Below are 24,441 nucleotides of genomic sequence, written 5' to 3'. Positions count from 1 at the left end.
TATTTTGTTTTCGGCCTCAATGAGCGGAAACGCCCAGCGCTTCGAGAAGCCTTGACCGGTGACGAATGAACTCAGGTTCGGCCCGGCTTCGGGACGGTGGCAGCTTGACCGGCTCGTCCAGCACGATCCGTCCGTCATGCAACACGATGGTTCTGTCGGCCAGAATAATGGCTTCATCGACGTCGTGTGTGACCAGCAGGACTGCGGGCGCGTGGGCTGCACACAGATCGCGGAGCAGTTTGTGCATCACGATCTTGGTCAAGGCATCGAGCGCTCCGAAAGGTTCGTCCGCCAGCAAAAGCTCCGGCTCCCGCACCAGTGCGCGCGCCAACGCCACGCGTTGCTGTTCACCGCCCGACAGATCGCCCGGCCAGGCTTGTTCGCGCCCGGCAAGCCCGACTTCGCGCAGAGCCGACAGGGCAAGGTCGTGACGCTTGTCGGATCTGACTCCAAGCTTGATGTTCGGCAGCACGCGCTGCCACGGCAAAAGGCGCGCATCCTGAAAGATCACGCTGGTGGCGTCAGGAACCGTCAGCCCGCCTTCAATATCGGGGTCGAGGCCAGCCAAAGCGCGCAGCATCGTGCTCTTGCCGGAACCGCTATGACCGAGCAATGCAACGAATTCGCCGGGTGCGATTGTCAGGTCGATATTGTCGAGTACGATTCGGCCTTCGAAACGTCTGGTTAGCCCCCGTACCTTGACGCCATTTTTCTGCGCTGTCAGCGGAAAGTCTTGCGCCATGAGAGCACCTTCGTTTCAATGTGTCTGAGAACAGTATCGGTTGTGAGGCCGAGCAAGGCATAGACGACCAGCCCGACGGCGATGATATCGACCTGACCGTTCTGACGCGCTTCACCGACCATATATCCGAGGCCGCTGATGGTGTTGGATTGCTCGACGACGACCAGAACCAGCCAGGCGCTGACGGCTGACAGGCGCAGACCGGTGAAGAACCCCGGCAAAGCACCGGGCAAGACGACCTGCCAGACAAACTCCCAATGCGTCAGCCGAACCGTATGGGCCAGCTCCACATAACGCTTGTCGACGCCTGCGATTGCAGCCGACGTGTTGATATAGACCGGTATCATCGTGGTCAGGCAGATGAGGGTAATCTTCATCTGTTCACCAAGACCCAGCCAGTAAATGGCAAGCGGAATCACGGCCAGAACCGGCGTTGCCCGCCATATCTGCAAGGGCCCATCTACGAGAGCTTCGCCCCAGCGGCTGAGTCCGGAAATGAGAGCGAAAACGATGCCGAATAACACACCCAGACTGAGCCCGGTGATCGACCTGTAGAGAGAGGCGCGTAACGCCTTCTGCAATACGCCATCGGCCAGCAATTGCCACGCTCTTGCCACCACCTCCCAGGGGGCGGGCAGGGTTCTGGGATCCAGAACCCCAGCCGCCGATGCTGCTGCCCATATCAGAAGCAGAAGCACAGGGCCCAGCAGTTTCAGGAAGGGCATCGGCTTTTGTGTCTCGACACGGATCGTACCCCAACCGCTCATAGGCCTGCATATTCCTTCGCGGCAGCCTGATTGATGGCGTCGAAGCGATAGTCGAAATAATCGGCGATCTTGAGGCCCTGCGGCAATTCACCAGCTCCGATCATGAAATCGACAGACTTTTGCAGTTCGGCGGCCAGATTGGCGTCGAGATGCGGCACTTCCGTCTTGCCTTCCAGTCCGGCCAGCTTGCGCGCCGTCGCGGGATCGTAATTGCGCAGCTTGACATAGACGGCTTCCGCATACTCATCGAGATGGTCGTCCTTGTAGAGCTGAGCGGCAGTCCACAAGCGGGCAAATTTGGCAATCGCTGCCGCTTTGCCGGGGTCTTCAAGCGCGCTGCGGACCGCATAAATCGGGCTGAGGCCGCTGCCCTGATTGATACCTTCCGGCAGCAGATGAACCCCTTCGTCCTTCAGTTCCGCTTCAAGCTTCAGGCGGAGTGCCGCCACAAGTACGGCTGCATCCACTTCACCTGCCCGAAACGCATCGGCAATGTCGGGTACTGCTATATTGATGAGCTGTACATCGCTGGGTTTCAGGCCGGCGACGTCGAGCACCTTCAGAATATAGACAGACATCATCGTGCCCTTTGGATAGGCAATCTTCTTGCCTTTCAACTGGCTGACGGAAGTAATGTCGCCGCGACCGGGCGCGGTGTAGAAGCCATAATAGTCGCGGGTGTTTCGTGTATAGCCGATATTGTAGAGTTCGGTGCCCTGTGCCCGACCGAAAGCAGTGGCGATATCCGCACCCCAGCCGACATCGGCAGCCCCCACACGCAACGATTCAAGAACGAAATTGTTGCCATTGAAGTTTTGCCATTCAATTTCAACATCTTTTTCCAATTCGGCAAGCCCGCCCGAAAGCCGCAACAGCGTGACATTGGTTTCATTTTGATCGGCGATGCGAAGTTTTGTTCCCTTCGGAATATCCGTCGGCAGTGGATCGGTCAGTGAAATCGTTCCTGTCGCTGCACCCGCCGATCCCGTATAAAGCGTTGCTCCTGCGATTGCTGTGCCGATAAGGAAATGGCGTCTGTTCATGGAAAGCTGCATGGACTATCTCCTGCGTAAACTATGCTGTGACTGAAGATGAGAGGTTGGCTGACTGTCGCACAAGGGATTGGGCGGCACGTTGAGCGAGCGCAATAACGGTTAAGGTCGGGTTTGGGGCGGGGCTGGTCGGAAAGGCGGAAGCTCCTACGACCCAGAGCCCGCGCACGTCCCAGGACTGGAGGTTTGAATCGACCACGGATGAAGCTGGATCGCTGCCCATGATGGCGCCCCCGGTCGCATGAGAATTGGTATAATGAACGGTATCGTAATGTTCGGGCAGTTGTGTGCCGGTTTTGCTAACGTCTGCTCCGGCCTGTTTGAGGATATTGTCCAGAGTGGTCCCAACGGCGCTTACCATGTTGCGGTCATTGGGCTGCCAGTCGAAGTTCAACCGTAGCAACGGATCGCCCCATGCATCGCGATAGGTAGTGTCGATATCCAGATAACGATGCTTGTGCGGTGCCACTTCCCCAAGCATCGCTACACTGACAGCGCGCCCCACATGCTGCTTGAGAGCTTTTTGCCATCCGGTTCCCCATTGGGGTGCATTGTCAGGTACGGTCGGGAGCTCGCGCTGGAGATTATAGAGACCTGTTACCTGTATACGGGTGCCGCCGACATAGTTTGCCGTTTTGTCACGCCCCGGATCGAAATCCGAGTTTGCCCATCCGGCGATTTTTGAGGAAGGTTCTTCAAATATCGGTTCAGGTAGAAATCCTTGCGACGATACACCGATATGATTGGCGTAATGGCGTCCGACTAGCCCCCCTTCGTCGGGTGAATAAGCTTTGCCGATCCTGGATAAGAGCAGCAGCCGAACGTTGTTCAATGTCCAACTGCACAGGGCCACCATCGGCGCAAGAACCGTCTGCCGCCCACCATGTTCGTCGGTATAGGTGACGCCGTTTGCGCGGCCACCGGAATGCAGGACGCGATGAACGTGACCCGAACGCAAGTCAAGGTTGCCCGTCGCAACGGCGGCAGGCCACAGGGTATTCAACGGTGTGGCAAGTGAATAGCCGTGTTGCGGATTGACGTTGCGTGTAATGCCAAGCGGGTTCGTATAGGGTTCCAGACTGAGCGCATTTGGGTTTTCCGTTACGGTCAGGCCGATTTCCGATGCCGCCTTGGCCAGATGCGCCAGCTTCGGAGAAAGATCGAGTGGCTTTCCGGGCAAAGAATGGGAGCGTTTGTAATTTTCGGACGGCAGACCTCTGGTTGAGGCGACACCGAGAACTGCTTCGGCCCAAGTATAGTGCGGTTCGAGGTCATCGTAGCCAATTGGCCAGTCGCGGTAGTCGAGATCTTCAGCCCAAGGTTGTTGAAGGAGATCGCCATAATGGGTCTTGGAGGTAAAGCCATGAGGATGGAAGCGCGCACTGATGCCGCCCCACATCAGACCTGCGCCGCCAAGTCCGCGCCCGGCCAGAAAGGTGCCCAGCGTTCGCATAGGAAAGGATTGGCCGGTCCGTTCGTGTCTGAGCGTGAAGGTTTCCTGCACTGGATCGGGCAGACGCTTTGCCGGAAAGCCCGGCGACCGTGATTTGTAAAAAATATCGGTGCCTATAAGGCTGGTGATCTCACCTTTTTCGAGAACGAGTGTCTTTAAGCCGTTGCGACAGGCATCGGTGGCAATGACAGCGCCGGTCCAGCCGCCCCCGACAACAATCAGATCGTAATCTCTGCTCATGCTGTCAGCTCCTAGGTAATAGCGCGATTGTCTGGCTGCGTGCGAGCGTCCGATTGATCGAGCCATTGCCAACCGAGTGCTTTATGCTCGGCAGTACTCACAAAAAGCGCGTCATAGATGACCTGTCGGATCAATGCGAAGGCCTTCGAAGCGACCTCATCGGACGCGGTTTTGTCGCCGAGCACCTGAAGCAGAACTGACTGCGCGTTTTCGTTATCGAGATCGGAAAAGAACCGCGAAGCAATCGTCCATGCATGACGATCCAGCACACGCAGCAATTCGACAACGAAATCACGTGGGCTGCGTGGGTCTTGCCAGCCGGCAGCAGCGATTGCATCCGGCTGAAACGGCGGTTGCCGATAGCTGTTGAGCCCCAACCCCCAAGGCGTATTCAATTGAGCGATCACTCGCGCATTGAGTTGGAGAGCCAATTCAGTATCCGGCGCACTCGAGGGCCAGATGAGCGTCACTAATTTTGACAGACCGCCGAGCCTGTTGCTGTCGTATAGATTGCTCATTGGCAAATCCTTTGCGCGGGAGTTAGGCCACCAGAGATTCTTGCACAAAATCCGGCAAGACGGCGACAGTGCGCTGTTCGCTGATGCCTGGGATGGATGCGCGAATCACATCGCCCGGGCGCAGATTTTGGGCTTCCGTGCCCTCCACGCGAGCTGGACTGCCCGTCAGAATGACATCCCCCGGTAAAAGACGGATTTTATGGGATAATCGCGAAATGAGCGCAGGTACAGAAAACACCAGATCGGACGTGTGGCCGCGCTGGATCGGCACGCCATTGACGTCGAGTTCGATAGAAAGATTGGCCATATCGTCGACCTCATCGAGCGACACCACCTCCGCACCAAGTGGTGTAAAGCTGACGCGGGATTTCGAGGGGTTGATATAAACCACTGCGGAGGAACCGTCAGCCGCGGCGACCTTTACGACCGAGTTGCGGTCGTAAAGGTCCTGAGCCACCGTGACGCCGGCAATATAATCGAGCGCGGCACTTTCATTGACACGATAAGCTTCGCGTTTCAGGACGATTGCCAGCTCCGCTTCCGTAAAGACAACATCGCTTGGCACTTCGATATTCGAGTATGGACCAGAAAGCGACGTGATGAATTTGGCGAAAACTCCCGGTTCTTCAGGCGCCACAAGGCCGGAATGTTGAAGATGGGAATGATAGTTCAATCCCACTGCTACGATCTGCCGAGGGGTTGGTACAGGAGTTCCGATCAGTGTCGCTTCAGGAAGGGGTTCATCAGCTTTTCGCTTTTGCGACGAAGCCCAGTCAATGAAGGCGTCCCAGTGCTCGTAGATACGTTGCGGGTCGGAGGAAAAACGTCCGTCGCTCGCCTTCTCGACATCGACTATACCATCGGCCAGTTTGAGTTTCAGCCTGCCGGAAACATTCACTACGCGAGTCATTTTGGGCATTTCCCTCTCTTGAAAGTGATTGTGAGAGCTTAATGAAATACCGCAGAGTGAGAATGACCAGTCTTTCTATTGTCTATTAAAATAGTAGATTATATTTCTGCATTCTTGGAATGATAACGGAACGCTTTTCGATGTCCGCCGAGCAGAAGCGAGCCATCCTTCAATGAAAGTTGTGCAATATTTGATGGTCATGAAACGGCTATCAACAAAATTAACGGAGCGGCCGGACCATGCCAAGTTCGCAAAGTCCAGGAGATCACATTAGGGGTGGTGAGACGTCAGCGAATAGGACAACGCTGTAGAGAATAATTGAAAGGAAACTAGTGGGTAGATCACAGCGATTGGACATTCGTCGCCATATTGAAGAATCTTAAATTTACATTTGAAATCGAGTTCACGCTAAGTGACTTGAGGAGCTTGGTAAGGATCGCAACACTAGGTCATTAACTTGATTCTTGACTGGCAATCAAATCCAGAGCGTTGGGTTAAACAATGTGCGTATTTTTGCACCGAAGTGCTCATTCTTTGATTATGTGTTATCAAGTCCGCTAAATGCGGCTTGGTGCCGCTTTGGGGCATTTGACGAAGTAACATCCTTTTGCTCAGTAAAATTTAAGCGCTTAATATCGTCGCCATTATCGTCTGCACCCTGTCGCGCAACATCGCGGCAGGGTACATTTGTTCATTGAGACGGATTTTGATTAAAGAGTGGAGCCTACCTCGCGTAGTTCTTTTAAAACCGGCGCTTTTGGCAGCCAAATCTTATCGTAAGCGGCAATGATGTCGGACGTGTTCTTCAGATCGACATCCACGATCTTGATGCCTGCATCCTTGAAGTTTTGGAGGAGGGCAGCTTCCTTGGCGACTGTTGCGTCGATCTGCTTGTCCAGTTCCTCACGGGTGATGCGGGCGATCAGTTCGCGGTCTGCTTCTGGCACGCCTTTCCAGACGCGGCCCGATGCGAGCGCGACGCAGGGCATAAAAATGGCATTCATGCGCAGTATGGTTTTGGCGACCTTATCGTAACGCTGGTTCCATGAAAGGTCGAGATCGGCTTCCAAGCCATCCACCTGACCGTTCGACATCGCGTCGAAAACCTGCGGAGTCGGGATCGGTGTAGGTGCGGCGCCAAGCAATTGATAGAAATCGCGATAGGCAGGCGTCGTGTTGATGCGGAGCTTCATACCTTTGATGTCGTCAATTCCGGAGGTTTCCTTACCGGTGAAGACGACCCGCAGCGTGGTGATGCCGTAACCGAGGCCAACCGTGCCGGTTTCAGCAGGCAAGACTTCGAGCAGTTTGATAGCGGCAGGATGACGAACCAACTTTGCCACTTTCGCGGTGCTATCAACGAGCCATGGTGCATTGATCGCGGCGATCTCGGGAATGCGCGAACCGAGTTCGGCAGTCATGATCCAGCCGAGATCTAGCGCGCCGGACTGCATCTGTTGCAGCATTGCACCTTCGTTACCAAGCTGGTTGGATGGGAAAACCTGAATTGACAGGCGTCCGTTGGTTTCCTGCGACAGGCGCTTGCCGACCGCTTCAGCGGCAACGTTCCAGGGGTGACCAGGGGGCGTGGTGATGCCGAGCCGATAGATCTTGGCGCTCTGTGCCCGCAGGACCGCGGGGGTTGCAACGGCCATGGCTGCCCCGAGCGACATGGTCTGCATGAATGAACGACGGGTAAAGGTCATATTGTTTTCCCTCTCTGTTAGTTTGCGTTATGAGAAATAGGTTGAAAGCGCCGGAAAGATCGACAGCAGCACCAGAATGATGCAGCAGATGAAGAAGAACGGAAGCGTGACGATGAACATCTTGCCAGGCTTGGCCCCGGTTACGGCGGCGGCGATGAAGAAGTTCAGTCCAACCGGCGGTGACAGGAAACCGAGAACCAGATTGATTACGGCAACGACGCCGAAATGCACTGGATCGATACCGTAGACATCCGTGGCGATGGGGAGCAGGATCGGCACCGTCATGATCAGGCCGGGCGCTCCGTCGATGACTGTCCCGATGACGAGCAGGATGATGTTGACCAGCAGCATGAAGGTGATCGGATCCTTGGCGATGGACTGAATCCATTCAGCTACCCGTTGCGGAACCATTCCGTATACGAGAACCCATGAGAAGACGGCGGCTGCGGCGATCAGGAACAGAATACCCGCCGACAGGACGCCAGCTTTGACGAACATCTGCGGCAGTTGTGCGAAGCGAAGGTCACCTGTCACAAATCGGCCGACGAGGATCGCCGCGATGACGCCCATCGCCGCTGCTTCAGTCGGATTGGCGAGACCCGACACGATGGAGCCGACGATGATAAGTGGAATGACGAGTGTTGGAAGGGCTTTCAACGTGATGCCGATACGCTGGCGCATTGGCAGATATTCACCGTGCGGGTAGTTGTAGATTAGCCCCATAAGTGCGATGACCACGCAGAAGGCAACGAACAGGATGATGCCCGGTATGATGCCGGCCGCCAGCATGGTGCCGACAGGAACCTGCGCCATCACACTGTACACCACGAACATGATCGAGGGCGGAATGATCGGCCCGAGCATGCCTGCATAGGCAGTCAGACCCGCGGAAAAGGTCTTGTCATAGCCTTTGCGTTCCATTTCCGGCACGACCATCTGGGACATCAGTGCCACCTGCGCCGCGGCCGAGCCGAGAATGGAGGCGACGAACATGTTGGCAAGCAGATTGACATAGGCAAGCCCGCCCTTGAGCGCGCCGACAAAAGCCATGGCCATGTCGATGATGCGCCGCGTGATGCCACCGCCATTCATGATTTCGCCAATCAGGATGAAAAGAGGAATCGCAATAAGGCCATAGCTATCCAGACCCGTGAACATCTGGGTCGGAAAGGAAACAAACAGCACGGTATTGTCTGTCTGCCAGATATAAGCGGCGGCGGTCAGGCACAGAACGATCGAGATCGGCAGGCCGATCAGCATGAGGACAACGAAAGCGGCGAAGGTAAACATTACGCTGCCCCTTCCGCAGTCGTGAGCGAGACCTGGTCGCGCTTGCGGGCAATTCCCAGATCCTCAAGAAGATTGGCCGTACAGTGAATGATGAGCGTAATCGAGAAAAGCGGTAGGATGAGATTAACCAGCCAGGTCGGCCATTCCAGTGTCTGTGTTCGTTCCGTATAGAGAAAATTGAACGTCTCGGCGGCATAGGCCTTGGCGTCAAAACCATAGGACGCGATCCCGGGCGGGTCCATCCAAAACCAGCACATCGTCAACAGCCCAAGAGCGAAAGCGAGCGATAAGGCCGTCGCCAACGAACGCAGCCGTGTAACCCATTTAAGCGAAAGATGATCGGACAGAAGCGTCACCGCAAAATCGATCCGCAGACGCGTCATCACCGACGCACCGATAAAGCCTAGCCAGATCATCGAGAAAATCGAGGCCTCGTCGATCCAATATATCGGTATTTTGGCAAAACGAGTCACAACATTGATCAGAATCAGGGCCAGGAGTGCCGTGATAAATAATCCCGCTAGAATCTTTTCACCCTTGAGGATGAACTGCGACAAGCCCGTCATGCTTTCCGCCCACACTCTCCCGCTGTGAGCCGGCTGATTTAATGGCCCTTCAGATGAAGGCATCATGTGTTTCCCCTGTGTATATTTTGTGTATTTATAAAATATACACGATTTGGTCATGTCAACAAATTTTAATTGGTACTGCCGATCCGCCTCATGCGAAGAGGGCGCTCGGCAAGTTTGAACGCTGCGAGTGGTAGGGCTATGTCCCGAAAGTCAGTTCGGGCCTTGCCGCTCAACGGCAATCAAAAGCACCTTTCCCATCTTGTGTTACCGAACTCGGACACCAAACCGGATGATGAATATCCTAACCACCGTGTGCGCGAAGAACGCGAGCGCATGAAACGACGCCACAGTGCAGAAAGCCAGATCGACAACCGGCCACAATTTGGCCGGGACGGGAAACTGAACTGCGATACCCAAGGCAATTATATCGGGGCCGCGAGGTTGATAACCCCAACGACTAGTCAGATACGGCCGCCGCTTCTGCTTTCGGGTGATCGCCAAAAAGGTTGAGCGCAACAATGATAGGGGTGGAAACGGAACGGTTTCATCATTGCTACGCTCAAGATGAATGCAATGGAAGTTCCATAATTGATACTACGCCGGAACCAAGTAAATTCAACTATTTAACAGCTCCACGATCGCCTGTGGGCAAAGCAAGGTTTCGCGACGATGACCAGATTCTGACTGGTAATCTAAAAGCAAATCCGTTTCGATGTTGGCAATCCAAGTAGCAGAAAACGTAAGCTATTTTTTTGCTGATGCCGTCGCGCTCGTCAAAGAAGCAGAGTTGCGCTATTAGAAAACAGTTAATCGATTTAAGAGCCGTTTTAAAGATGAAGGTGTCCGAATAGCCAATGTACGCGATGGAAACCTGGGATGCCAAGGTTTGCGCTGAAATACATATTAGATCTGCTGTTGTTGCACCGGGATACCAATACATTAGAGTATGCTAATTCTCGGTCCACCTAAAAATGTGACGCTTTATAGTTTTTATAAGGCGAATACGTTGACTTGCACTTAATTATATAAATATAAAATATGGACGGAAATTTAGAGGGGCATAATTATGAGAGATCGGAACGCAACAGTTAAGCGGTCTGAAAGTGTTAAGGCATGCGCTTTGCGTTTGTATCCATTGCTGTTCTCGACGACGGCACTTGTCTCTCTCGCCTCACCCGCAGCCTCGGCTTGCATCTCAAGCATTCCTGGCGAGTATACGTGCTCGGGCACCGAAACTTCACCGCAGACGCTGGGCGCTTCTGGCGTCAGTACATCTATCAGTTTTACGACCGGAGCCTCGATCAATGCCTCCGGCGCTTTGGCTTTAGACATTAGGGGCCTTGACGTCGTTTATGCTGATCAGTCCGACACGGTGATTTCCGGTGATACGGGCCTTGGTATTTTAGCGGGTGGCGCCATTGATGTTACCATTAATGGTACTTTATCCGGTGATCAGGCCGCACTTTACACCGATAGCTCATCCAACGGTCCAGTTCGAATTGTCAATAAAGGCGTTATAAATGGCAAGATTATCTCATACGGCAACACAGCGTTAATCTTAGATAGCGGAAGCGGAGGGGACTACGGCGGCCCGCCCCCGCCAAATACCGCTAGCACTAATATTCATTTACAAGGGGATAATAATTCCTTGATCATCAAAGAAGGCGCCATTCTGCCTTCATCCTATTCTTTTGCAGGAGGAGGTAGTCAATTTACCTCCACGACCAATAATAACGAAATTGTTTTCGATGGTGGCACTCGCGACATCCTATCAGGTTTTTACGATGGTTTCCGTAATTGGGATCAGGTCGTACTGAGAAACAACGCTGATATTACATTTGGTGATCCGAACGATCAGACCAGCCCCCTTGATCCTACATCTACTTACGCCATGGGCTACATGCTCATTGACATAACTGGCAGTGAGGAAAAGGGGCTTACGATAGAAAGCGGGTCGACTTTTCGCTTTTCAACCGACAATTATGTGGTTCATGGAACGACGAATAATTCCGGCATGATCAACATGGCCGACGGTCGGATTGACAATCTTTCAATAGGCGGCATTCTCCAGCCCAATTTTAATCAGCCAACTTTGAGCAATTACCACTCTAATGGTGGTGCCCTTACGCTCGATGTCGTCCTCGGAGATTCCTCCTCTCCGGCCGACAAGTTTATTGTGTATGGTAACGTGACCGGGATCACTTCGGTCTATATAAATAATCTCGGCGGCGTAGGCGCTCTTACCACTGGCAATGGCATTCCTGTTATCCAGGTCGTCGGTGACAGCAGCAACGGAGATTTTGTTCTCGGCCACTCGGTGATTGCGGGTGCTTACGAATACAACGCCCTCGTAAAAGGTCCTGGAAATGCTCTTGCTGATGGGAAAGGGCCTGCAAGCGCGAATGATTGGTATCTTCGCTCGATCTTGGCACCCCTTGAACCGGAAGATCCCGAGCCCGAAGCTCCCACGGAAACCCCTGGTGGTCAGCCGCCCGTGGTTAATCCTCCAGTTACTGAAGCGCCTCAGGAGCCAAAGTATCATCCCGGCGCCCCGCTTTATGAGACTTATCCGCAAACATTGCAGGTTCTCAATGCGTTGCCAACGAGGCAGCAGCGAGTGGGGAACCGGTTCTGGAACGAGCCAAGCCCGCCTGCCGAGACAATATATTGTAAGGACGCAAGCCTCAACTTCCGTTGTCCTGTGACGACAGCGCAATCGAGCTATTATCTTGGCAACGGCGGAAAATCTGTCGTAACTGCCAACGGTGTCTGGGGACGAATTGAGGCTAGCCACGGTGAGCGTGCGCCTGCATATAGCACAACTAGAAGTGAATACGAGTACGACCTCTACAAGCTTCAGGCCGGCGTCGACGGCATGTTGTTTGAGAGTGAAGCTGGTAAGGTTATCGGTGGGATCAATGCTTATTACGGCTCAATCAACTCGGATGTAAAATCCAGACACGGATATGGTGAGATAGATACCCAGGGCTACGGCATAGGCGCAACGCTGACCTGGTATGGCGCTAATGGTCTTTATGTCGATGGGCAAGCGCAGATGAGCTGGTTTGATACCGACATTGTCTCAAATTCTCTGGGCGATTTGACGTTAGTCGACGGTAATAACGGAACTGGATACGCGATCAGTGCAGAGATCGGTAAGCAGTTTGCTCTGAATGAAGACTGGGCCCTTACTCCCCAGGCGCAACTCGTCTATTCGAGAGTGGATTTTGATCGCTTTGTGGATCCATTTGGCAGCACTGTTGATCTAGAAGATGGTGATAGTTTGCGCGGTCGAGTTGGTCTGTCGCTCGAAAAGCAGCGCAGATGGCTTGATGGGGAAGGAAAAGTATCGCGATTGTCGTTATACGGTATCGGCAACGTTTATAATGAGTTTCTTGGTGGCACGAAGGTAGACTTGTCAGGAGTTGATTTCCGTAGTCGCAATGAGCGGCTTTGGGGCGGATTGGGCCTTGGTTTTACCTACAATTGGTCGAATGACAAATATTCGTTATTTGGTGAAGTTGGTTCTAGCACCTCATTTGAAAACTTTGGCGACAGTTACGACGTTTCCGCATCACTCGGGATGAAAGTCAGCTGGTAAATTTTTAAGTCAGCACCTGGTTCAACCAGGTGCTGCTTATAAAGGTATAAGATATTCGGCATGGGCAGCGCGGGTTTAAGGTATATTGTCTGTGGGGCATCGGCGGTTTTAATGGCTGCATGCACGGCACACAGTAATGACGTGGTGTCCCGGGCTGATTTGGAAAAACTAGAAAGCCGATATCAAGGTGAACGTTACAAGGTTCTGATTGTCGACCGAACGAAGTTCGATGAACGCTTTAAGCCCAAATTGGTGGTCTCGCCTTATCCCAGGAAAGCGGGGTCAATCGTCGTTTCGACGAAAGATAAATTCCTGTATCTCATTTTGCCAGACGGAAAGGCGATGCGATATGGTGTTGCAGTCGGCCAGGCAGGTTATGGCTGGTCTGGAGAAGCCGTTGTCGGACGGAAAGCAAAGTGGCCAGCTTGGTATCCGACCGATGATATGCGCAGCATTACACCCGACCTTCCGCAACGAATAGACCCGGGTCCACACAACCCGTTGGGTGCGAGGGCGATTTATCTCTATTCCAATGGACGCGATACCCTATATCGAATACATGGAACATCGGAACCTTGGACCATTGGAACGGAGGCCTCTTCGGGATGCATTCGAATGCTGAATGAAGATGTGATTGATCTCTTTGATCGCGTGTCCAACGGCGCTAATGTGACGGTCATTTAGTAAAATGCAGGTGGCAATATGGATTCGCTGGTGATTGCAAAAAAAATATTGGCTGAATCCTTATTTGTGCCGGTAGAAAAAATTTCTGACGATGCCTCGATCAATGACGTCAAAGAGCTGGATAGCCTGTCATTTGAAGCGCTTTTGTTGGAAGTTGAGGAGATCACTAATCGAGAGATAGACCCCATTAAGATTATGCAGATCAAGAAAGTACGCGATCTGGCGGATCTGATAGAAACATTAACATGAGTGAAGCAAACTCTTTTGCGGATCTCCTATATAAGACCGCAGATAGCGAGTTTAGGCGCGATACAACGCTCATTTTGGGTGGTGTAAAGACATTTATTGTTCAGAATATAGAATCTGCGCACTATGTGCTTCGTCATAATTCGAAAAATTATAAGAAAAGCATGGATTGGTTCCGGCAGACTTTTGGAGCATCCCGCTTTACAGAGAATGACGAAAGCTGGCGTATACGTCAGGAATTATCGCAGACTTATCTATCAAGATTCGACAGAGATCGCGCATATCAAACCTCGGTTTTATTTGGGAAATCAGCTTTAGATATTCTGGTAGAAAACAGCAACCAAGGCGATAAGAACATAAGCGATTCCGTATTAAGGGATCTTGCCGCTTCCATTATGCTAGACGTCTTTTTTCAGAGAGACTTGGTTAAAACAGGTGTCGCCCTTGATGACATCGCCGCTATGCTTCAGTTCGGGTCCGAGTATTCCTTCGTTGCGACAAAGGCCCAGTTTCCTCGAAATGCAGACGAAACACGCAATTTTTTGAAAGTGCGTTCTCGTGTTTTGAAGGCTTTGCAAAGTTTTCGCATGGGCGATGCAACGCAGGGTGGGCTGTTGGATGCAATGAGAAAACTGGACAATGAAGGCTCATATGGTTTCAGGCTAGAACACGAAGTCGCGATGTTTTTCGCTGCGGCTAGTGAAACAACAGCAGCTACATTGGGATGGGCCGCCTTCATCTTGGCAAGAAACCCTGAACTTCAGGAAAGTTTGCGCGGTGCGCTAAATGGGCTTCCGCCCTTAGAGGAATGTGATTGGCGCCAAATTGAACAACATGGACTTTTACGAAACTTCGTGTTGGAGGTCTTACGGATATTTCCCTCTACACCAGTTATCGCTCGTAGAGCCATCGATCACGATCGGATCGGAGATTATTCCGTTGAAGCTGGTGAGCAGATTCTCGTATCAATGATTGGAATCCAGCGCGAGAGGCGTGAAAATCAATCCTTTTGGAACATAAATCTGGCCGATTTATCTGCCGATGCTTCAAGCACGGGAAACCCAATATCTTTCAGCATAGGCCCTCGAATGTGTGGCGGGTCACGTTTTGCGATGCTTGAGCTTATGGCGATACTATGCCTCTTCATCAGAGAAGGTCAATTTGAACAGACTTCAGATCAGCCACCACAGCTTATATTCCAGACTCAGCTGATGCATGATAATGGTCAGCCGGTACGTGTTGATTACTACAAGAGGTGAGAAAGTTTCTTCGGGCCTCTGATCTCCTGATTTTTCCAGAGCTAGTTAACGAGATTGCGCCAGCCGCAACTATGTGAACCGCGACAGAGACACCCAATTCTTCGCTAATAGCAAATCGGATCTTTTCTTTTTTCTCCTCGACCAATTGTCGATTTCCACGGATATGTATGAGCACCACGATAGGTGGCGTTGTAAGGTTTTGCAGATTTTCGCCTTCGAACGCGACCACATCACCGTGTCCAATTCCAGAAACCCTTTGAGCGATCCACTCAATGTCGTCGGGCCATACATTCCGGCCGTTTACAATGATGAGATCCTTTAAACGCCCGGTTATAATAATCTGTCCTTCATAAATGAAACCCAAGTCACCGGTTTTGAAGTATCCGTCTTGCATTAGTGGAGGGCTGCTCTGTTCACCCTGATTGAGGTATTCCTTGAGTACACTGTCGCCCTTGATCTGCAGCTCACCCTGCACGCCATCGGGCAGCGTGTAGCCGCTCCGATCAGCAACTCTTATCTGCAGATTTCGGAGTGGTTTGCCGCACTTCACGAAATTGCTTGGCTCGGCAGGCCCGGTTTCCGAGATACTTATGGTATTAAGACCTGCTCCGGGTTCTGTCATCGAAATCGCCAATGTAGCTTCGGCCATTCCGTACGAAGGAGCAAAAGCTTTCTGACCAAAACCCATGTGTACGGTGCGTTCTGCAAATTCTGCCAGTATTGCGGCATTGATGGTGTCGCCGCCAATGCCCGCTACGCGCCAACAGCTCAGGTCAAGTGTCGTTGTTGACGTGACCGCTAGTGCCCGATTTGTGGCTTCATATCCAAAAGGCGGTGCAAAACTAATTGTGGCTTTGTTACGAGAAATCAACTCAAGCCAAAGCGTCGGTCTTCGCACAAATGTCGACGGCGCCATGTAGTCGACAGAGCATTGTCCAAACATAGGTGCAATCATGAAGCCCATCAGGCCCATGTCATGGTAAAAAGGCAGCCAGGAATTCGCCCTATCATCCGGCCGTAGCTGTAGTCCGTCACGCAAAATGGCTGTGGCGTTAGCTGTGGCGGCAGTTTGTGTAACAATCACACCCTTAGGAAAAGATGAGGAACCAGATGAATATTGAATATAGGCGATCTCAGAGGTTTTTCTATCCTCTGGCCGCAATTCACGTTTAAGGTCCAGTTCTGCAAAGGACAACAGATGCGTCGTTTTTGTATCGGCATCTCTAAATGCCTGGATCAGAGATGATGGTGCTATTAATATCTTTGCCCGGCAATCTTGAACTATACGATTTACTCTTTCCAGGTAAGCTGAATGGCCGCCGATATAACGGTTAAAGGATATTGGAACCGGGATGAGGCCGATGTACTGACAGGCATAGAATGCATGTTGGAAAGATCGGTTGGTTTCTGCGATTATTCCGACGAACTCGCCTGGCTGGGCACCCGTATCGAGCAACTGTGCAGCGACTGACAAGGATTGCTGTCGGAGTTCCTTATATGAAGTCGCGTGGGTAAGTAGCCCTTTTGATGAGTAGAAATTCGTGCCTGACTTACCCGTAGCGGCGTAATCGAGAGCATCTGAAATTGTGACGAAACCACCACGTCTCAATGTGATATCACTCAACGTGGGCGTTGGAGATATCTGATATGACAGATCGATCATTGCTTAAACGCTGAGAAAATTAGGATATCCTCTCGGTTGCCATTTGCTCCTATAACTTCCTTTTTTAGGCGAGCCTCGAAAACAAAAACGTCTGGAATCATAAAATTGAAAAGTGCCTGTCTATTGGAAGCCAGAATGCGGGCGCTAATCTTGTCCATATTGTAATGGTTGAGCATATGCCTTACGAAAACCGGCCCGGTCTCGTACAACACTCTTTTCCCCACATAGTCCATATCTCCAATAGCCGATGTGATATGGCCCGTACGCTGTAGAAGATTGACATCGAGCGTATAGAAACCGATCAGTCTACCATTGGATCGATCAATAATACCCGCTATATGGCTAGTGAGATTGTCAAAAGAATCCAGGAATTTTTTTAACGTCGGAACGTTCCATTCTCGCATTGGCAGATTAAGACCATTCATAACGCGAGAATCTCGAAGCCAATCGATTAATGGTCCCGATGCATCATCTGCGGTCAAGCTTCGTATTAAGTAATTTGCACTCTCGACGTTAATGCTTCTTTTTGCAGTTCCCGCGCTAAATGGAGTGCCGAATGAATACTGAATGCGCATGCCGCCCCTCATATGGTTGCAATACAGTGAAATAATAAATGTAGAGCATTAACGCAATGCGGTTTTGCTGGGAAAACAGTTCGGCTTTATATTGCAGGAGCATCGAACGACAGGAGTTGGCAGAAATACAGATAAACAGCTGGTCCGGTGGGTTGGTTATCCTGCTTTATGAGCGCGGCGGCGTCAGCTGATCGCCACAAAGCCGAAAGGATCATCCTCGAGGCCAACCAGATCTTGACTGGCAATCTGGAAAGGCAGTCCCAGATAATGCCACTGCTGCTGATCACTCCGAGGCAAACACCACAGGAAAGGCGGCGATCAGTGTTGTGCAGCGTATACTCGCCGGACGCGATAAGCACGAGGCCGGGTCGTTCGAGAGCATTATTATATTTTAGCGGCTTACCGTTAGCTCTTCGGCCGTCTAACATCGAAACCGTCGCTGCGGACAAGGATCCTTGGACGGAAGTCCCGTAGCCAGTACCTTGCGCGTATTGGATTTCCGGTTTGTCCGGCCGATGAACCCATTAATTTATCATCCGAGTTTTCTTTGTTGAATGGCTGTTGCCGCCAGACATAGCTGGATGAAAAGGATTTGGGCAGCAGCCTGTGCCGTGTTGGTCGTTGAATCATATTGCGGCGCAACCTCAACCACATCCGATCCAATGAAATTCAAGCCGTTGAGACCGCGCAAGATCTGCATTGCCTCACGGGGCTGCAGGCCGCCGACCTCGGGCGTACCGGTGCCCGGAGCAAAGCCGGGATCGAGGCTATCGATATCAAAAGAAAGATAGACTGGACCTTTGCCGACAACCTCGCGCGCAATCTCGATCACCCGGTCAATGCCGAGTGATATGACATCTTCAACATGCAGAACTGTCATGCCGGAATCAATTGAAAATTCCCAAAGATATTCGGCACCGCCCCTGATACCGATCTGAACTGTTCTCTGCGGATCTAGAACACCGTCCAGAACCGCTTGTCGGAAGGGGCCGCCATGATGGAACTTGCAGCCCTCATAAGGCCCGCTCGTGTCGCAATGGGCGTCGATATGGATCATTCCGACAGGCTTTTCACGTCCGAGGGCCCGGAGAATGGAACCGCTGATCGAATGGTCGCCACCGACTGAAAGCGGGTAGATTCCGGCGTCCACGATTGCGGTATAAAACGTCTCGATATCAGCATGTGAGCGCGCCAGGTCGAAACGCGAATTGAGCGGCACGTCGCCGATATCAGCCACTTTGATTTCAGTGGAGGGCGCCATCTGTAAAACATGATCGAACGGTCCGATTCTTTCTATCGAACGAACAGCTTTTGGACCGAAACGGGCGCCCGAACGATTGGTTACGCCAAGGTCCATCGGTACGCCCACAATAGCGGCTTCCAGACCGCAGAAAGACGGATCGGCAATAGCATCGGGCAGATGAGGCAGATCGAGAAATGTCGAGACATTTGCATAGGGAAAGGCACGCTTTCCAGCTTCTGAAAATTGAGCGCTGGCGGCCTTGCGGAAAACCGGATCAAAAATATCCCCACCTTCGGTCCCGGCATATTTTTCGCGGAGCGCCTGAAGCTTCTTCTGGTCCATATCGATCTACCATCCTCTTGTTATAACAGGCCTTCCTTTTGAGACGTGCCCGTCGATTGATCACGTAACGATGGAGTGTTCTTGCAGGCAAGCCTGCAAGAACACTGTGTTTGGTACCATAGGATAGAGACATCCTCCCGATTGGGCGATATCATTGACGGAAACGAAGGTTTCACGAGTATCAAACCACTATGATTCCAATCTATTGCCAATGACCGATCTCGATGTGCGTTTACTGAAAGTTTTCAGAACCATTGTTGCCAATGGAGGGTTGAAAGGTGCTGCCAAGGCGCTGAACGTCGGGTTGCCGACAATCAGCAAGCAGCTCTCCGATCTGGAAATTAGACTCGGTGTTCGCCTGTGCGTTCGCGGTGGCTCGAAATTCGAACTTACTCAGGACGGTAACGAAGTTTATCGGGCAAGCACGGAGCTGTTTTCATCGATCGAGAATTTTCGGAATGATGTTGGTAAAATCAAGAAGAAGAAAGAACTGCTTCGAATTGCGGTTATCGACAACATCATTACTGATGAAAACTCTCCGTTGCCATGGCTCATAAGCTATTTCGATGCCAGAAACTGCCATGTCAGCGTGATTGTAACAAAGCCAGAAGAAATCGAAAAAGGGATTTGCGGAAACATTTTCGATATCGGCATCACACCGATTTATCACCGGAATCCAGACCTGCAATATACGTCCTTGTATAATGAAGTTTCCTATCTTTACTGTGGACACCTACACCCATTTTTTGCGAATCCGGATGAGGAACTGGACTGCAGGACTGTCGATGCCGCACCCTGCGTAGAGCATCTTTATGTTGACAGACGTTTCATTCCGACACTCAAGGATAAAAGCGGCGACGGTCCGTCTGCTCTTCAACTGGAAGCGGTGCTAACGCTTATTCTGTCGGGAAATTATCTGGGTTTCCTGCCCGGACATTTTGCAGCGGCCTTTGAAGACAGGCATCAGATAAGGAAAGTTCATCAGGAACGGTGCCAATATGCCACCGAGATTGGTTTCATCCATCGTCGGGAGGGTGTCTTTAATGCTACCACATTACAGGCGATCGGGTTGTTGGGAAATCGCATTATTTCAGAGGACAAGCCTATTTAACTGCCCCATTTGCAAACTATGCCAGGCAATGGGAAATCCTACGACGATCGCACTATCAGGCTGCTTTCGGTCTTCTCAGCTTCTTGCAGCGCCCAATTGCGGAACACTTCAAGTTGCGGATTGCGGACGCGGTCCGCATGGGTTGTTAGCCAGTAACAATTGCGACTGTCGTAGCGCAAATTCAATGGATTGACGAGCTGACCGCTTTCGAGCTCGTCAAGGATCAGGCTTTGCGGGATAAGCGCCAGACCGTGCCCGCCGATTGCCGCGCGAATGACGAGAGAATAATAGCCAAGTTTCAGAATTCGCTCTGGGCGAAATTCGCTGATGTCGTTCGCGATAGCGAAATCGTTCCAGTAAAGGGGCGTTTTCAAGTGCTCCAACATTGGGAAGCTACCGATATCCATGGGGTCCGATATGCCGCCATGACGCGCGATACAATGCGGAGAACCAACCAGCACGACATCGCGACCGAGAAAATAATCCATATGCCATCCGGGCCATTCACCCTCACCAAAACGGAAGACGACATCAGCCTCGTCTTCCGTATCGCTGGGTGCAAATGAACTGAACTGAACGTCTATGTCGGGATGGGCTTCGGCAAACTGTACGAACCGCTGAATAAACCAACGGTCGCCAAGTATTGGCAATACGTGCAGTCGCAATGTTGGCTTGTTGGAGCGCAGGTGCATGACCCGTGCAGCGGCAGTTTCAAGGGCACCCAGAGCGACACGTGCCTGTTCTATGTAAACCGTTCCGGCTTCGGTTGGCATGAGACCCTGGCTTGTGCGCGAGAAGAGCCCGAGGCCGACCAGATCCTCCACAGATTTGAGCTGCTTGCTCACGGCACTTTGCGTCATGTGGAGAAATTTTGCCGCTTCGGAAATCGTTCCGTGTTGTGCGAGAGCAGCTAATACACGAAGACCCGTCGTTGTTGGCAAATGCTGGCGCATCGTTGAATCAGCTCCCCTATTCCTTTTTGGACTACCATTCCGGAAATCTATTCAATTGTCCAGTCAACGACCGTTTGCAACTATCCGACCGGTCAGGAGGACAATCATGAATGAATCTGTAAGGCTTTGGGGAGCCCGTTTCCGCTCTCCTCCATCTCCCGAACTCGTGCGCCTGTCGCGTTCTCCCCAAAACCATTTCAGGCTCGTTCCGGAAGACTTGCGCTCGTCAATAGCTCACGCCCATGAGCTGGAGCGCGCCGGCATCCTCGATGCAATCGAAACTGAGCAAATCACGACTGCGCTGGAAACTATCGGCAAGGACTGGCAGGCCAACCGCCTGCAACCTTCCGAAGATGACGAAGACGTTCACACCTTTTTGGAACGCGTGCTGACGAGCCGGCTCGGTGCTCTTGGCGGAAAATTGCGCGCCGGGCGTTCGCGCAACGATCAGGCAGCCAACAATCTCAAGCTTCATCTGCGCCAGATCGCTCCCACGCTTGTCACAAACATCGCCTCGCTCCAGGACGCACTTGTTGCACAGGCAAAAGCACACCAGCACACACTGGCAACCGGTTTTACCCATCTTCAACCTGCGCAGCCTGTGACCTTCGGGCATCAGCTTCTGGCCCATGCACAAGGATTTTCGCGCGATATTGGCCGGATTATCGACTGGCACAAGAGAGCAGGGCGCTCGCCGCTGGGAGCTGCCGCCCTTGCAGGGTCGGCGATTGCTTTACATCCGGAGCTGTCGGCGAGCGAGCTCGGCTATGACGCACCGTGTGAAAATTCGATCGATGCCGTGGGCAGCCGCGATCATGTCGCCGAATTTCTGTTTGCGACCGCCATGCTCGGCGTCAATCTTTCCCGCCTGGCAGAAGAGGTCTTTCTGTGGTCGTCCAAGCAGTTTCATTGGATAGAGCTCGATGACAGCTACGCCACCGGCTCGTCCATCATGCCGCAGAAGAAGAATGCCGATATTGCGGAACTGACGCGTGGTCGTTCAGCACGTCTGATCGCGTCGCTGAATGGAATGCTGATTGCCCTCAAGGGACTACCCTTCGCCTATAATCGTGATCTCAGCGAAGACAAATGGGCATGTTTCGAGGCGATCGACACGCTTGAACTCGTGCTGCCGGCAATGGCGGGCATGATCGCGACGATGAAAGTCGATCAAGAGCGGTTGAGAAAGCAGTCGTTCGAGGGCTTCACTCTTGCCACGGAAGTGGCCGACTGGCTGTCCCGACAGGGTATTCCCTTTAGCGAAGCACATGAAATTACCGGTGCACTGGTGCGCTACTGTGAGGAAAAAGCAATCGGCCTGGAAGATCTGTCGTCTGATGATCTGTCTGCCGTCGATACGCGCCTGAAGGCCGATGTCCTCAAGCATCTTTCCCCGGAAGCGGCTGTTGCAGCCCGCAAGGGATATGGCGGCACCGCGCCCGAACGGGTGGGAGAGCAGATTGATCGGCTGCAGCAGCTCCTCCAGTTGCAACGCCAATGGGCGGAAAAGAACTGAACGCATTCGGGAAAAACAAGAAGGCGTGACGGACCATCGGTCACGCGTCAATCAATACCGGTGAAACACACCGGAAGCATCAGACCAAAATGGGAGAACTATCATGGGGATTACGCATATCTTGAAAGCACTCGGCTGCGGTATCGCAATTGCATGTGTTGCCGGTGCCAGCGCCGCTTCGGCTGCCGGGGGCGATCTGCCCGACCGCGTCAAAAGCTCGGGTAAAATCATCGTCGGGATAGAGACCACCTATCCGCCGATGGGCTACAAGAACCCGGCTACCAATGAACGTGTCGGTTTTAACGTCGATCTCGTCAATAGCCTTGCCAAGGAGATGAAGCTCGAAGTCGAATGGCAGGAAATGAGCTTCGAACAGCTCATGACGTCGCTGACCAGCAAGCGCATCGACATGATCGGCACAGCTATCAGTGATTACCCATCGCGTCGCGACAAGCTCACCTTCGTCGATTATCTGCGCACCGGCGCCCAACCATTCACACTCGCTGCCAAGAGCGGCGACATCAAGAGCGAGAACGATCTGTGCGGGAAGAAGGTCGGGGCACCGCGCACGACAAGCTTTTTTCCTGAGACGCAGAAATGGAGCGAGGCCAACTGTGTGGGAACTGGCAAACCGGCGATTACAGTCAATGGTACTGCTGGTGCGACCGCAACACGTCTTGATCTGAAACAGGGTCGCCTCGATGCGGCGGTGCTTGGGCCTGAATATGTGGCATATCTGATGCAGGATGAGCCAGGCGTCTATGCACTGGCAGGCAATCCCTTGATGGAAAGCCTGTTTGGGCTCGCCTTTGACAAGAACGAAACCGGCCTTCGCGATGGCGTGGCCGAAGCGGTTCAGGGTCTCATAAAGGATGGAACATACGAGCAGATTCTAAAAAAATATGGACTTGAGCGCCAGGGCGTCACCGAAGTGGCGATCGACGCAGGAAAATGAGCATGTCAGTGGCGCAAACTCTTCCAGTCGATACCATGCGTGCCGTTGAACTCGTCCGCACCGGGGGCCCGGATGTCCTGAATCTCGGTCAGGTGGCCGCGCCCAGGCTCTCACCCGGAAGCGTCATGATCGAGGTGCATGCCACCGCGCTCAATCATGCCGATCTGTTGCAGCGTCGGGGAACTTATGGTGGGGGCATTTCGCTCCCGACCATTCTCGGCATTGAATGCTCTGGTATCATCGTGGACATGGCATCCGACGTCAAAGGGTGGAATATCGGCGATAGAGTTTGCGCTCTGATCAACGGCGGAGGTTATGCGGATCTGGTCTGCGTGCCCGCAAGCCTTGTGCTTCCGGTTCCTGCGAATATCGACCTGATCACGGCGGCGGCCTTGCCGGAAGCGGCTTGCACGGTCTGGTCCAACATTATCGATATCGCCCGGTTCGCGCCGGGAGATACGCTTCTTGTGCATGGAGGGGCGGGAGGTATCGGTAGTTTTGCCATTCAGGCCGGGCGAGCGCGCGGCGCGCGCATCTTTGCGACAGCGGGCGGTCACGAAAAAATGGAATATTGTCGGAGTATTGGTGCCAACCGTCCCATCGATTACAGGAACGAAGACTTCGTTTCGGTTATCATGGACGAAACCGGCGGTCGTGGCGCGGATATTATTCTCGACAATATGGGCGGCCTCTATCTCGAGCGGAACATCGACGCGATGGCTCATGACGGGCGTATCGTCATGATCGGCCTTCAGGGAGGCCGTGAAGCCAACATTCATCTGGGCAAAATGATGGGCAAGCGCGGTTCGCTCTTCACCACATCATTGCGAGACCGTCCTGTCGAGGATAAGGCGCGTATCGTGTCAGGCGTCCTCAAGGATTTCTGGCCCGATGTCGAAACCGGGCGTATCCGCCCCCTGATCGATCGGGAGTTTCCTCTTTCGGATGCAGCAGGTGCGCACAGCTACATGGAAAGCGGCCAGCATGTCGGGAAGATCGTTCTCAGGGTCAGAGGTGACGCCGACCGGAATGCGAAAGGTTAA

General features: G+C 52.6%; 21 protein-coding genes. 8 read left to right on the top strand and 13 right to left on the bottom strand.

Annotated features, from left to right (window positions below; genetic code table 11):
* Nucleotides 1-16: 16 nt before the first annotated feature.
* From D8666_RS21310 to D8666_RS21270, 9 genes are all read right to left on the bottom strand, one after another.
* On the bottom strand, nt 17-742 hold the full coding sequence (locus D8666_RS21310; RefSeq protein WP_121539335.1) for an ABC transporter ATP-binding protein: 726 nt from the start codon (nt 740-742) through the stop codon (nt 17-19).
* Nucleotides 721-1,509 carry an ABC transporter permease gene (locus D8666_RS21305; protein ID WP_121539334.1) on the bottom strand — a complete coding sequence of 263 codons (789 nt, stop codon included), beginning with the start codon at nt 1,507-1,509 and terminating at the stop codon, nt 721-723. The genes D8666_RS21310 and D8666_RS21305 overlap by 22 nt, the downstream gene beginning before the upstream one ends.
* Nucleotides 1,506-2,564 (bottom strand): ABC transporter substrate-binding protein, encoded by a 1,059-nt coding sequence (locus D8666_RS21300; protein WP_109366329.1) that lies wholly within the window; start codon nt 2,562-2,564, stop codon nt 1,506-1,508. The genes D8666_RS21305 and D8666_RS21300 overlap by 4 nt, the downstream gene beginning before the upstream one ends.
* A 19-nt stretch (nt 2,565-2,583) precedes the next feature.
* Nucleotides 2,584-4,254, bottom strand: a complete 1,671-nt coding sequence (locus D8666_RS21295; protein WP_167836149.1) for a GMC family oxidoreductase — start codon at nt 4,252-4,254, stop codon at nt 2,584-2,586.
* An 11-nt stretch (nt 4,255-4,265) separates the two neighbouring features.
* Nucleotides 4,266-4,772 (bottom strand): hypothetical protein, encoded by a 507-nt coding sequence (locus D8666_RS21290; protein WP_146200160.1) that lies wholly within the window; start codon nt 4,770-4,772, stop codon nt 4,266-4,268.
* 22 nt (nt 4,773-4,794) lie between these two features.
* Nucleotides 4,795-5,682 (bottom strand): fumarylacetoacetate hydrolase family protein, encoded by an 888-nt coding sequence (locus D8666_RS21285; protein WP_167836148.1) that lies wholly within the window; start codon nt 5,680-5,682, stop codon nt 4,795-4,797.
* Between the two features lie 710 nt (nt 5,683-6,392).
* Entirely contained in the window at nt 6,393-7,388 is a 996-nt protein-coding gene (locus D8666_RS21280; protein WP_121539331.1) for a TRAP transporter substrate-binding protein, read from the bottom strand.
* A 27-nt stretch (nt 7,389-7,415) separates the two neighbouring features.
* Nucleotides 7,416-8,678, bottom strand: coding sequence for a TRAP transporter large permease (locus D8666_RS21275; protein WP_121539330.1), 1,263 nt, complete (start codon nt 8,676-8,678; stop codon nt 7,416-7,418).
* Nucleotides 8,678-9,310, bottom strand: coding sequence for a TRAP transporter small permease (locus tag D8666_RS21270; RefSeq protein WP_235859040.1), 633 nt, complete (start codon nt 9,308-9,310; stop codon nt 8,678-8,680). The genes D8666_RS21275 and D8666_RS21270 overlap by 1 nt, the downstream gene beginning before the upstream one ends.
* Nucleotides 9,311-10,316: 1,006 nt before the next feature.
* Between D8666_RS21270 and D8666_RS21265 the strand changes: the two genes are divergently transcribed.
* The 4 genes from D8666_RS21265 to D8666_RS21250 are packed head-to-tail and all read left to right on the top strand — an operon-like array spanning nt 10,317 to nt 15,040.
* Nucleotides 10,317-12,851 carry an autotransporter family protein gene (locus D8666_RS21265; RefSeq protein ID WP_121539328.1) on the top strand — a complete coding sequence of 845 codons (2,535 nt, stop codon included), beginning with the start codon at nt 10,317-10,319 and terminating at the stop codon, nt 12,849-12,851.
* 60 nt (nt 12,852-12,911) lie between these two features.
* Nucleotides 12,912-13,535 carry a L,D-transpeptidase gene (locus D8666_RS21260; RefSeq protein ID WP_235859039.1) on the top strand — a complete coding sequence of 208 codons (624 nt, stop codon included), beginning with the start codon at nt 12,912-12,914 and terminating at the stop codon, nt 13,533-13,535.
* Nucleotides 13,536-13,553: 18 nt separating this feature from the next.
* Nucleotides 13,554-13,784: an acyl carrier protein gene (locus tag D8666_RS21255; RefSeq protein WP_121539326.1), complete on the top strand. Its 231-nt coding sequence runs from the start codon at nt 13,554-13,556 to the stop codon at nt 13,782-13,784.
* Entirely contained in the window at nt 13,781-15,040 is a 1,260-nt protein-coding gene (locus D8666_RS21250; protein ID WP_121539325.1) for a cytochrome P450, read from the top strand. The genes D8666_RS21255 and D8666_RS21250 overlap by 4 nt, the downstream gene beginning before the upstream one ends.
* On the opposite strand, the gene D8666_RS21245 is transcribed toward D8666_RS21250, so the two are convergent.
* The 3 genes from D8666_RS21245 to speB all read right to left on the bottom strand — a co-directional run bounded on the left by D8666_RS21245 (nt 14,973) and on the right by speB (nt 18,863).
* Nucleotides 14,973-16,703: an AMP-binding protein gene (locus tag D8666_RS21245; RefSeq protein ID WP_121539324.1), complete on the bottom strand. Its 1,731-nt coding sequence runs from the start codon at nt 16,701-16,703 to the stop codon at nt 14,973-14,975. The genes D8666_RS21250 and D8666_RS21245 overlap by 68 nt on opposite strands.
* Nucleotides 16,700-17,278: a GNAT family N-acetyltransferase gene (locus D8666_RS21240; RefSeq protein WP_121539323.1), complete on the bottom strand. Its 579-nt coding sequence runs from the start codon at nt 17,276-17,278 to the stop codon at nt 16,700-16,702. The genes D8666_RS21245 and D8666_RS21240 overlap by 4 nt, the downstream gene beginning before the upstream one ends.
* A 532-nt stretch (nt 17,279-17,810) precedes the next feature.
* The gene (gene speB / locus D8666_RS21235; RefSeq protein ID WP_121539322.1) at nt 17,811-18,863 is read right to left on the bottom strand and encodes an agmatinase; all 1,053 of its coding nucleotides are present in this window, start codon (nt 18,861-18,863) and stop codon (nt 17,811-17,813) included.
* A gap of 154 nt (nt 18,864-19,017) precedes the next feature.
* Between speB and D8666_RS21230 the strand changes: the two genes are divergently transcribed.
* The gene (locus D8666_RS21230) at nt 19,018-19,974 is read left to right on the top strand and encodes a LysR family transcriptional regulator (RefSeq protein WP_147438023.1); all 957 of its coding nucleotides are present in this window, start codon (nt 19,018-19,020) and stop codon (nt 19,972-19,974) included.
* Nucleotides 19,975-20,012: 38 nt separating this feature from the next.
* Here D8666_RS21230 and D8666_RS21225 read toward each other — a convergent pair whose 3' ends face one another.
* The gene (locus tag D8666_RS21225; protein ID WP_121539320.1) at nt 20,013-20,927 is read right to left on the bottom strand and encodes a LysR substrate-binding domain-containing protein; all 915 of its coding nucleotides are present in this window, start codon (nt 20,925-20,927) and stop codon (nt 20,013-20,015) included.
* Nucleotides 20,928-21,033: 106 nt separating this feature from the next.
* Here D8666_RS21225 and argH point away from each other — a divergent pair, with 106 nt between their 5' ends.
* The 3 genes from argH to D8666_RS21210 all read left to right on the top strand — a co-directional run bounded on the left by argH (nt 21,034) and on the right by D8666_RS21210 (nt 24,441).
* Entirely contained in the window at nt 21,034-22,443 is a 1,410-nt protein-coding gene (gene argH / locus D8666_RS21220) for an argininosuccinate lyase (protein ID WP_121539319.1), read from the top strand.
* Between the two features lie 103 nt (nt 22,444-22,546).
* The gene (locus tag D8666_RS21215) at nt 22,547-23,398 is read left to right on the top strand and encodes an ABC transporter substrate-binding protein (RefSeq protein ID WP_121539318.1); all 852 of its coding nucleotides are present in this window, start codon (nt 22,547-22,549) and stop codon (nt 23,396-23,398) included.
* A gap of 2 nt (nt 23,399-23,400) precedes the next feature.
* Complete coding sequence (locus tag D8666_RS21210) at nt 23,401-24,441, top strand: NAD(P)H-quinone oxidoreductase (protein ID WP_235859038.1); 1,041 nt, start codon at nt 23,401-23,403, stop codon at nt 24,439-24,441.

The organism is Ochrobactrum soli, from assembly GCF_003664555.1.
In the GTDB taxonomy this organism is placed as follows: Bacteria; Pseudomonadota; Alphaproteobacteria; order Rhizobiales; family Rhizobiaceae; genus Brucella; species Brucella teleogrylli.
This window is presented reverse-complemented; position numbering and strand designations above follow the sequence as displayed.

Coding starts and splice junctions, on each gene's coding strand:
- D8666_RS21310 (WP_121539335.1), bottom strand. CDS start 742: ATGGCGCAAGACTTTCCGCTGACAGCGCAGAAAAATGGCGTCAAGGTA.
- D8666_RS21305 (WP_121539334.1), bottom strand. CDS start 1,509: ATGAGCGGTTGGGGTACGATCCGTGTCGAGACACAAAAGCCGATGCCC.
- D8666_RS21300 (WP_109366329.1), bottom strand. CDS start 2,564: ATGCAGCTTTCCATGAACAGACGCCATTTCCTTATCGGCACAGCAATC.
- D8666_RS21295 (WP_167836149.1), bottom strand. CDS start 4,254: ATGAGCAGAGATTACGATCTGATTGTTGTCGGGGGCGGCTGGACCGGC.
- D8666_RS21290 (WP_146200160.1), bottom strand. CDS start 4,772: ATGAGCAATCTATACGACAGCAACAGGCTCGGCGGTCTGTCAAAATTA.
- D8666_RS21285 (WP_167836148.1), bottom strand. CDS start 5,682: ATGACTCGCGTAGTGAATGTTTCCGGCAGGCTGAAACTCAAACTGGCC.
- D8666_RS21280 (WP_121539331.1), bottom strand. CDS start 7,388: ATGACCTTTACCCGTCGTTCATTCATGCAGACCATGTCGCTCGGGGCA.
- D8666_RS21275 (WP_121539330.1), bottom strand. CDS start 8,678: ATGTTTACCTTCGCCGCTTTCGTTGTCCTCATGCTGATCGGCCTGCCG.
- D8666_RS21270 (WP_235859040.1), bottom strand. CDS start 9,310: ATGATGCCTTCATCTGAAGGGCCATTAAATCAGCCGGCTCACAGCGGG.
- D8666_RS21265 (WP_121539328.1), top strand. CDS start 10,317: ATGAGAGATCGGAACGCAACAGTTAAGCGGTCTGAAAGTGTTAAGGCA.
- D8666_RS21260 (WP_235859039.1), top strand. CDS start 12,912: ATGGGCAGCGCGGGTTTAAGGTATATTGTCTGTGGGGCATCGGCGGTT.
- D8666_RS21255 (WP_121539326.1), top strand. CDS start 13,554: ATGGATTCGCTGGTGATTGCAAAAAAAATATTGGCTGAATCCTTATTT.
- D8666_RS21250 (WP_121539325.1), top strand. CDS start 13,781: ATGAGTGAAGCAAACTCTTTTGCGGATCTCCTATATAAGACCGCAGAT.
- D8666_RS21245 (WP_121539324.1), bottom strand. CDS start 16,703: ATGATCGATCTGTCATATCAGATATCTCCAACGCCCACGTTGAGTGAT.
- D8666_RS21240 (WP_121539323.1), bottom strand. CDS start 17,278: ATGCGCATTCAGTATTCATTCGGCACTCCATTTAGCGCGGGAACTGCA.
- speB (WP_121539322.1), bottom strand. CDS start 18,863: ATGGACCAGAAGAAGCTTCAGGCGCTCCGCGAAAAATATGCCGGGACC.
- D8666_RS21225 (WP_121539320.1), bottom strand. CDS start 20,927: ATGCGCCAGCATTTGCCAACAACGACGGGTCTTCGTGTATTAGCTGCT.
- argH (WP_121539319.1), top strand. CDS start 21,034: ATGAATGAATCTGTAAGGCTTTGGGGAGCCCGTTTCCGCTCTCCTCCA.
- D8666_RS21215 (WP_121539318.1), top strand. CDS start 22,547: ATGGGGATTACGCATATCTTGAAAGCACTCGGCTGCGGTATCGCAATT.
- D8666_RS21210 (WP_235859038.1), top strand. CDS start 23,401: ATGTCAGTGGCGCAAACTCTTCCAGTCGATACCATGCGTGCCGTTGAA.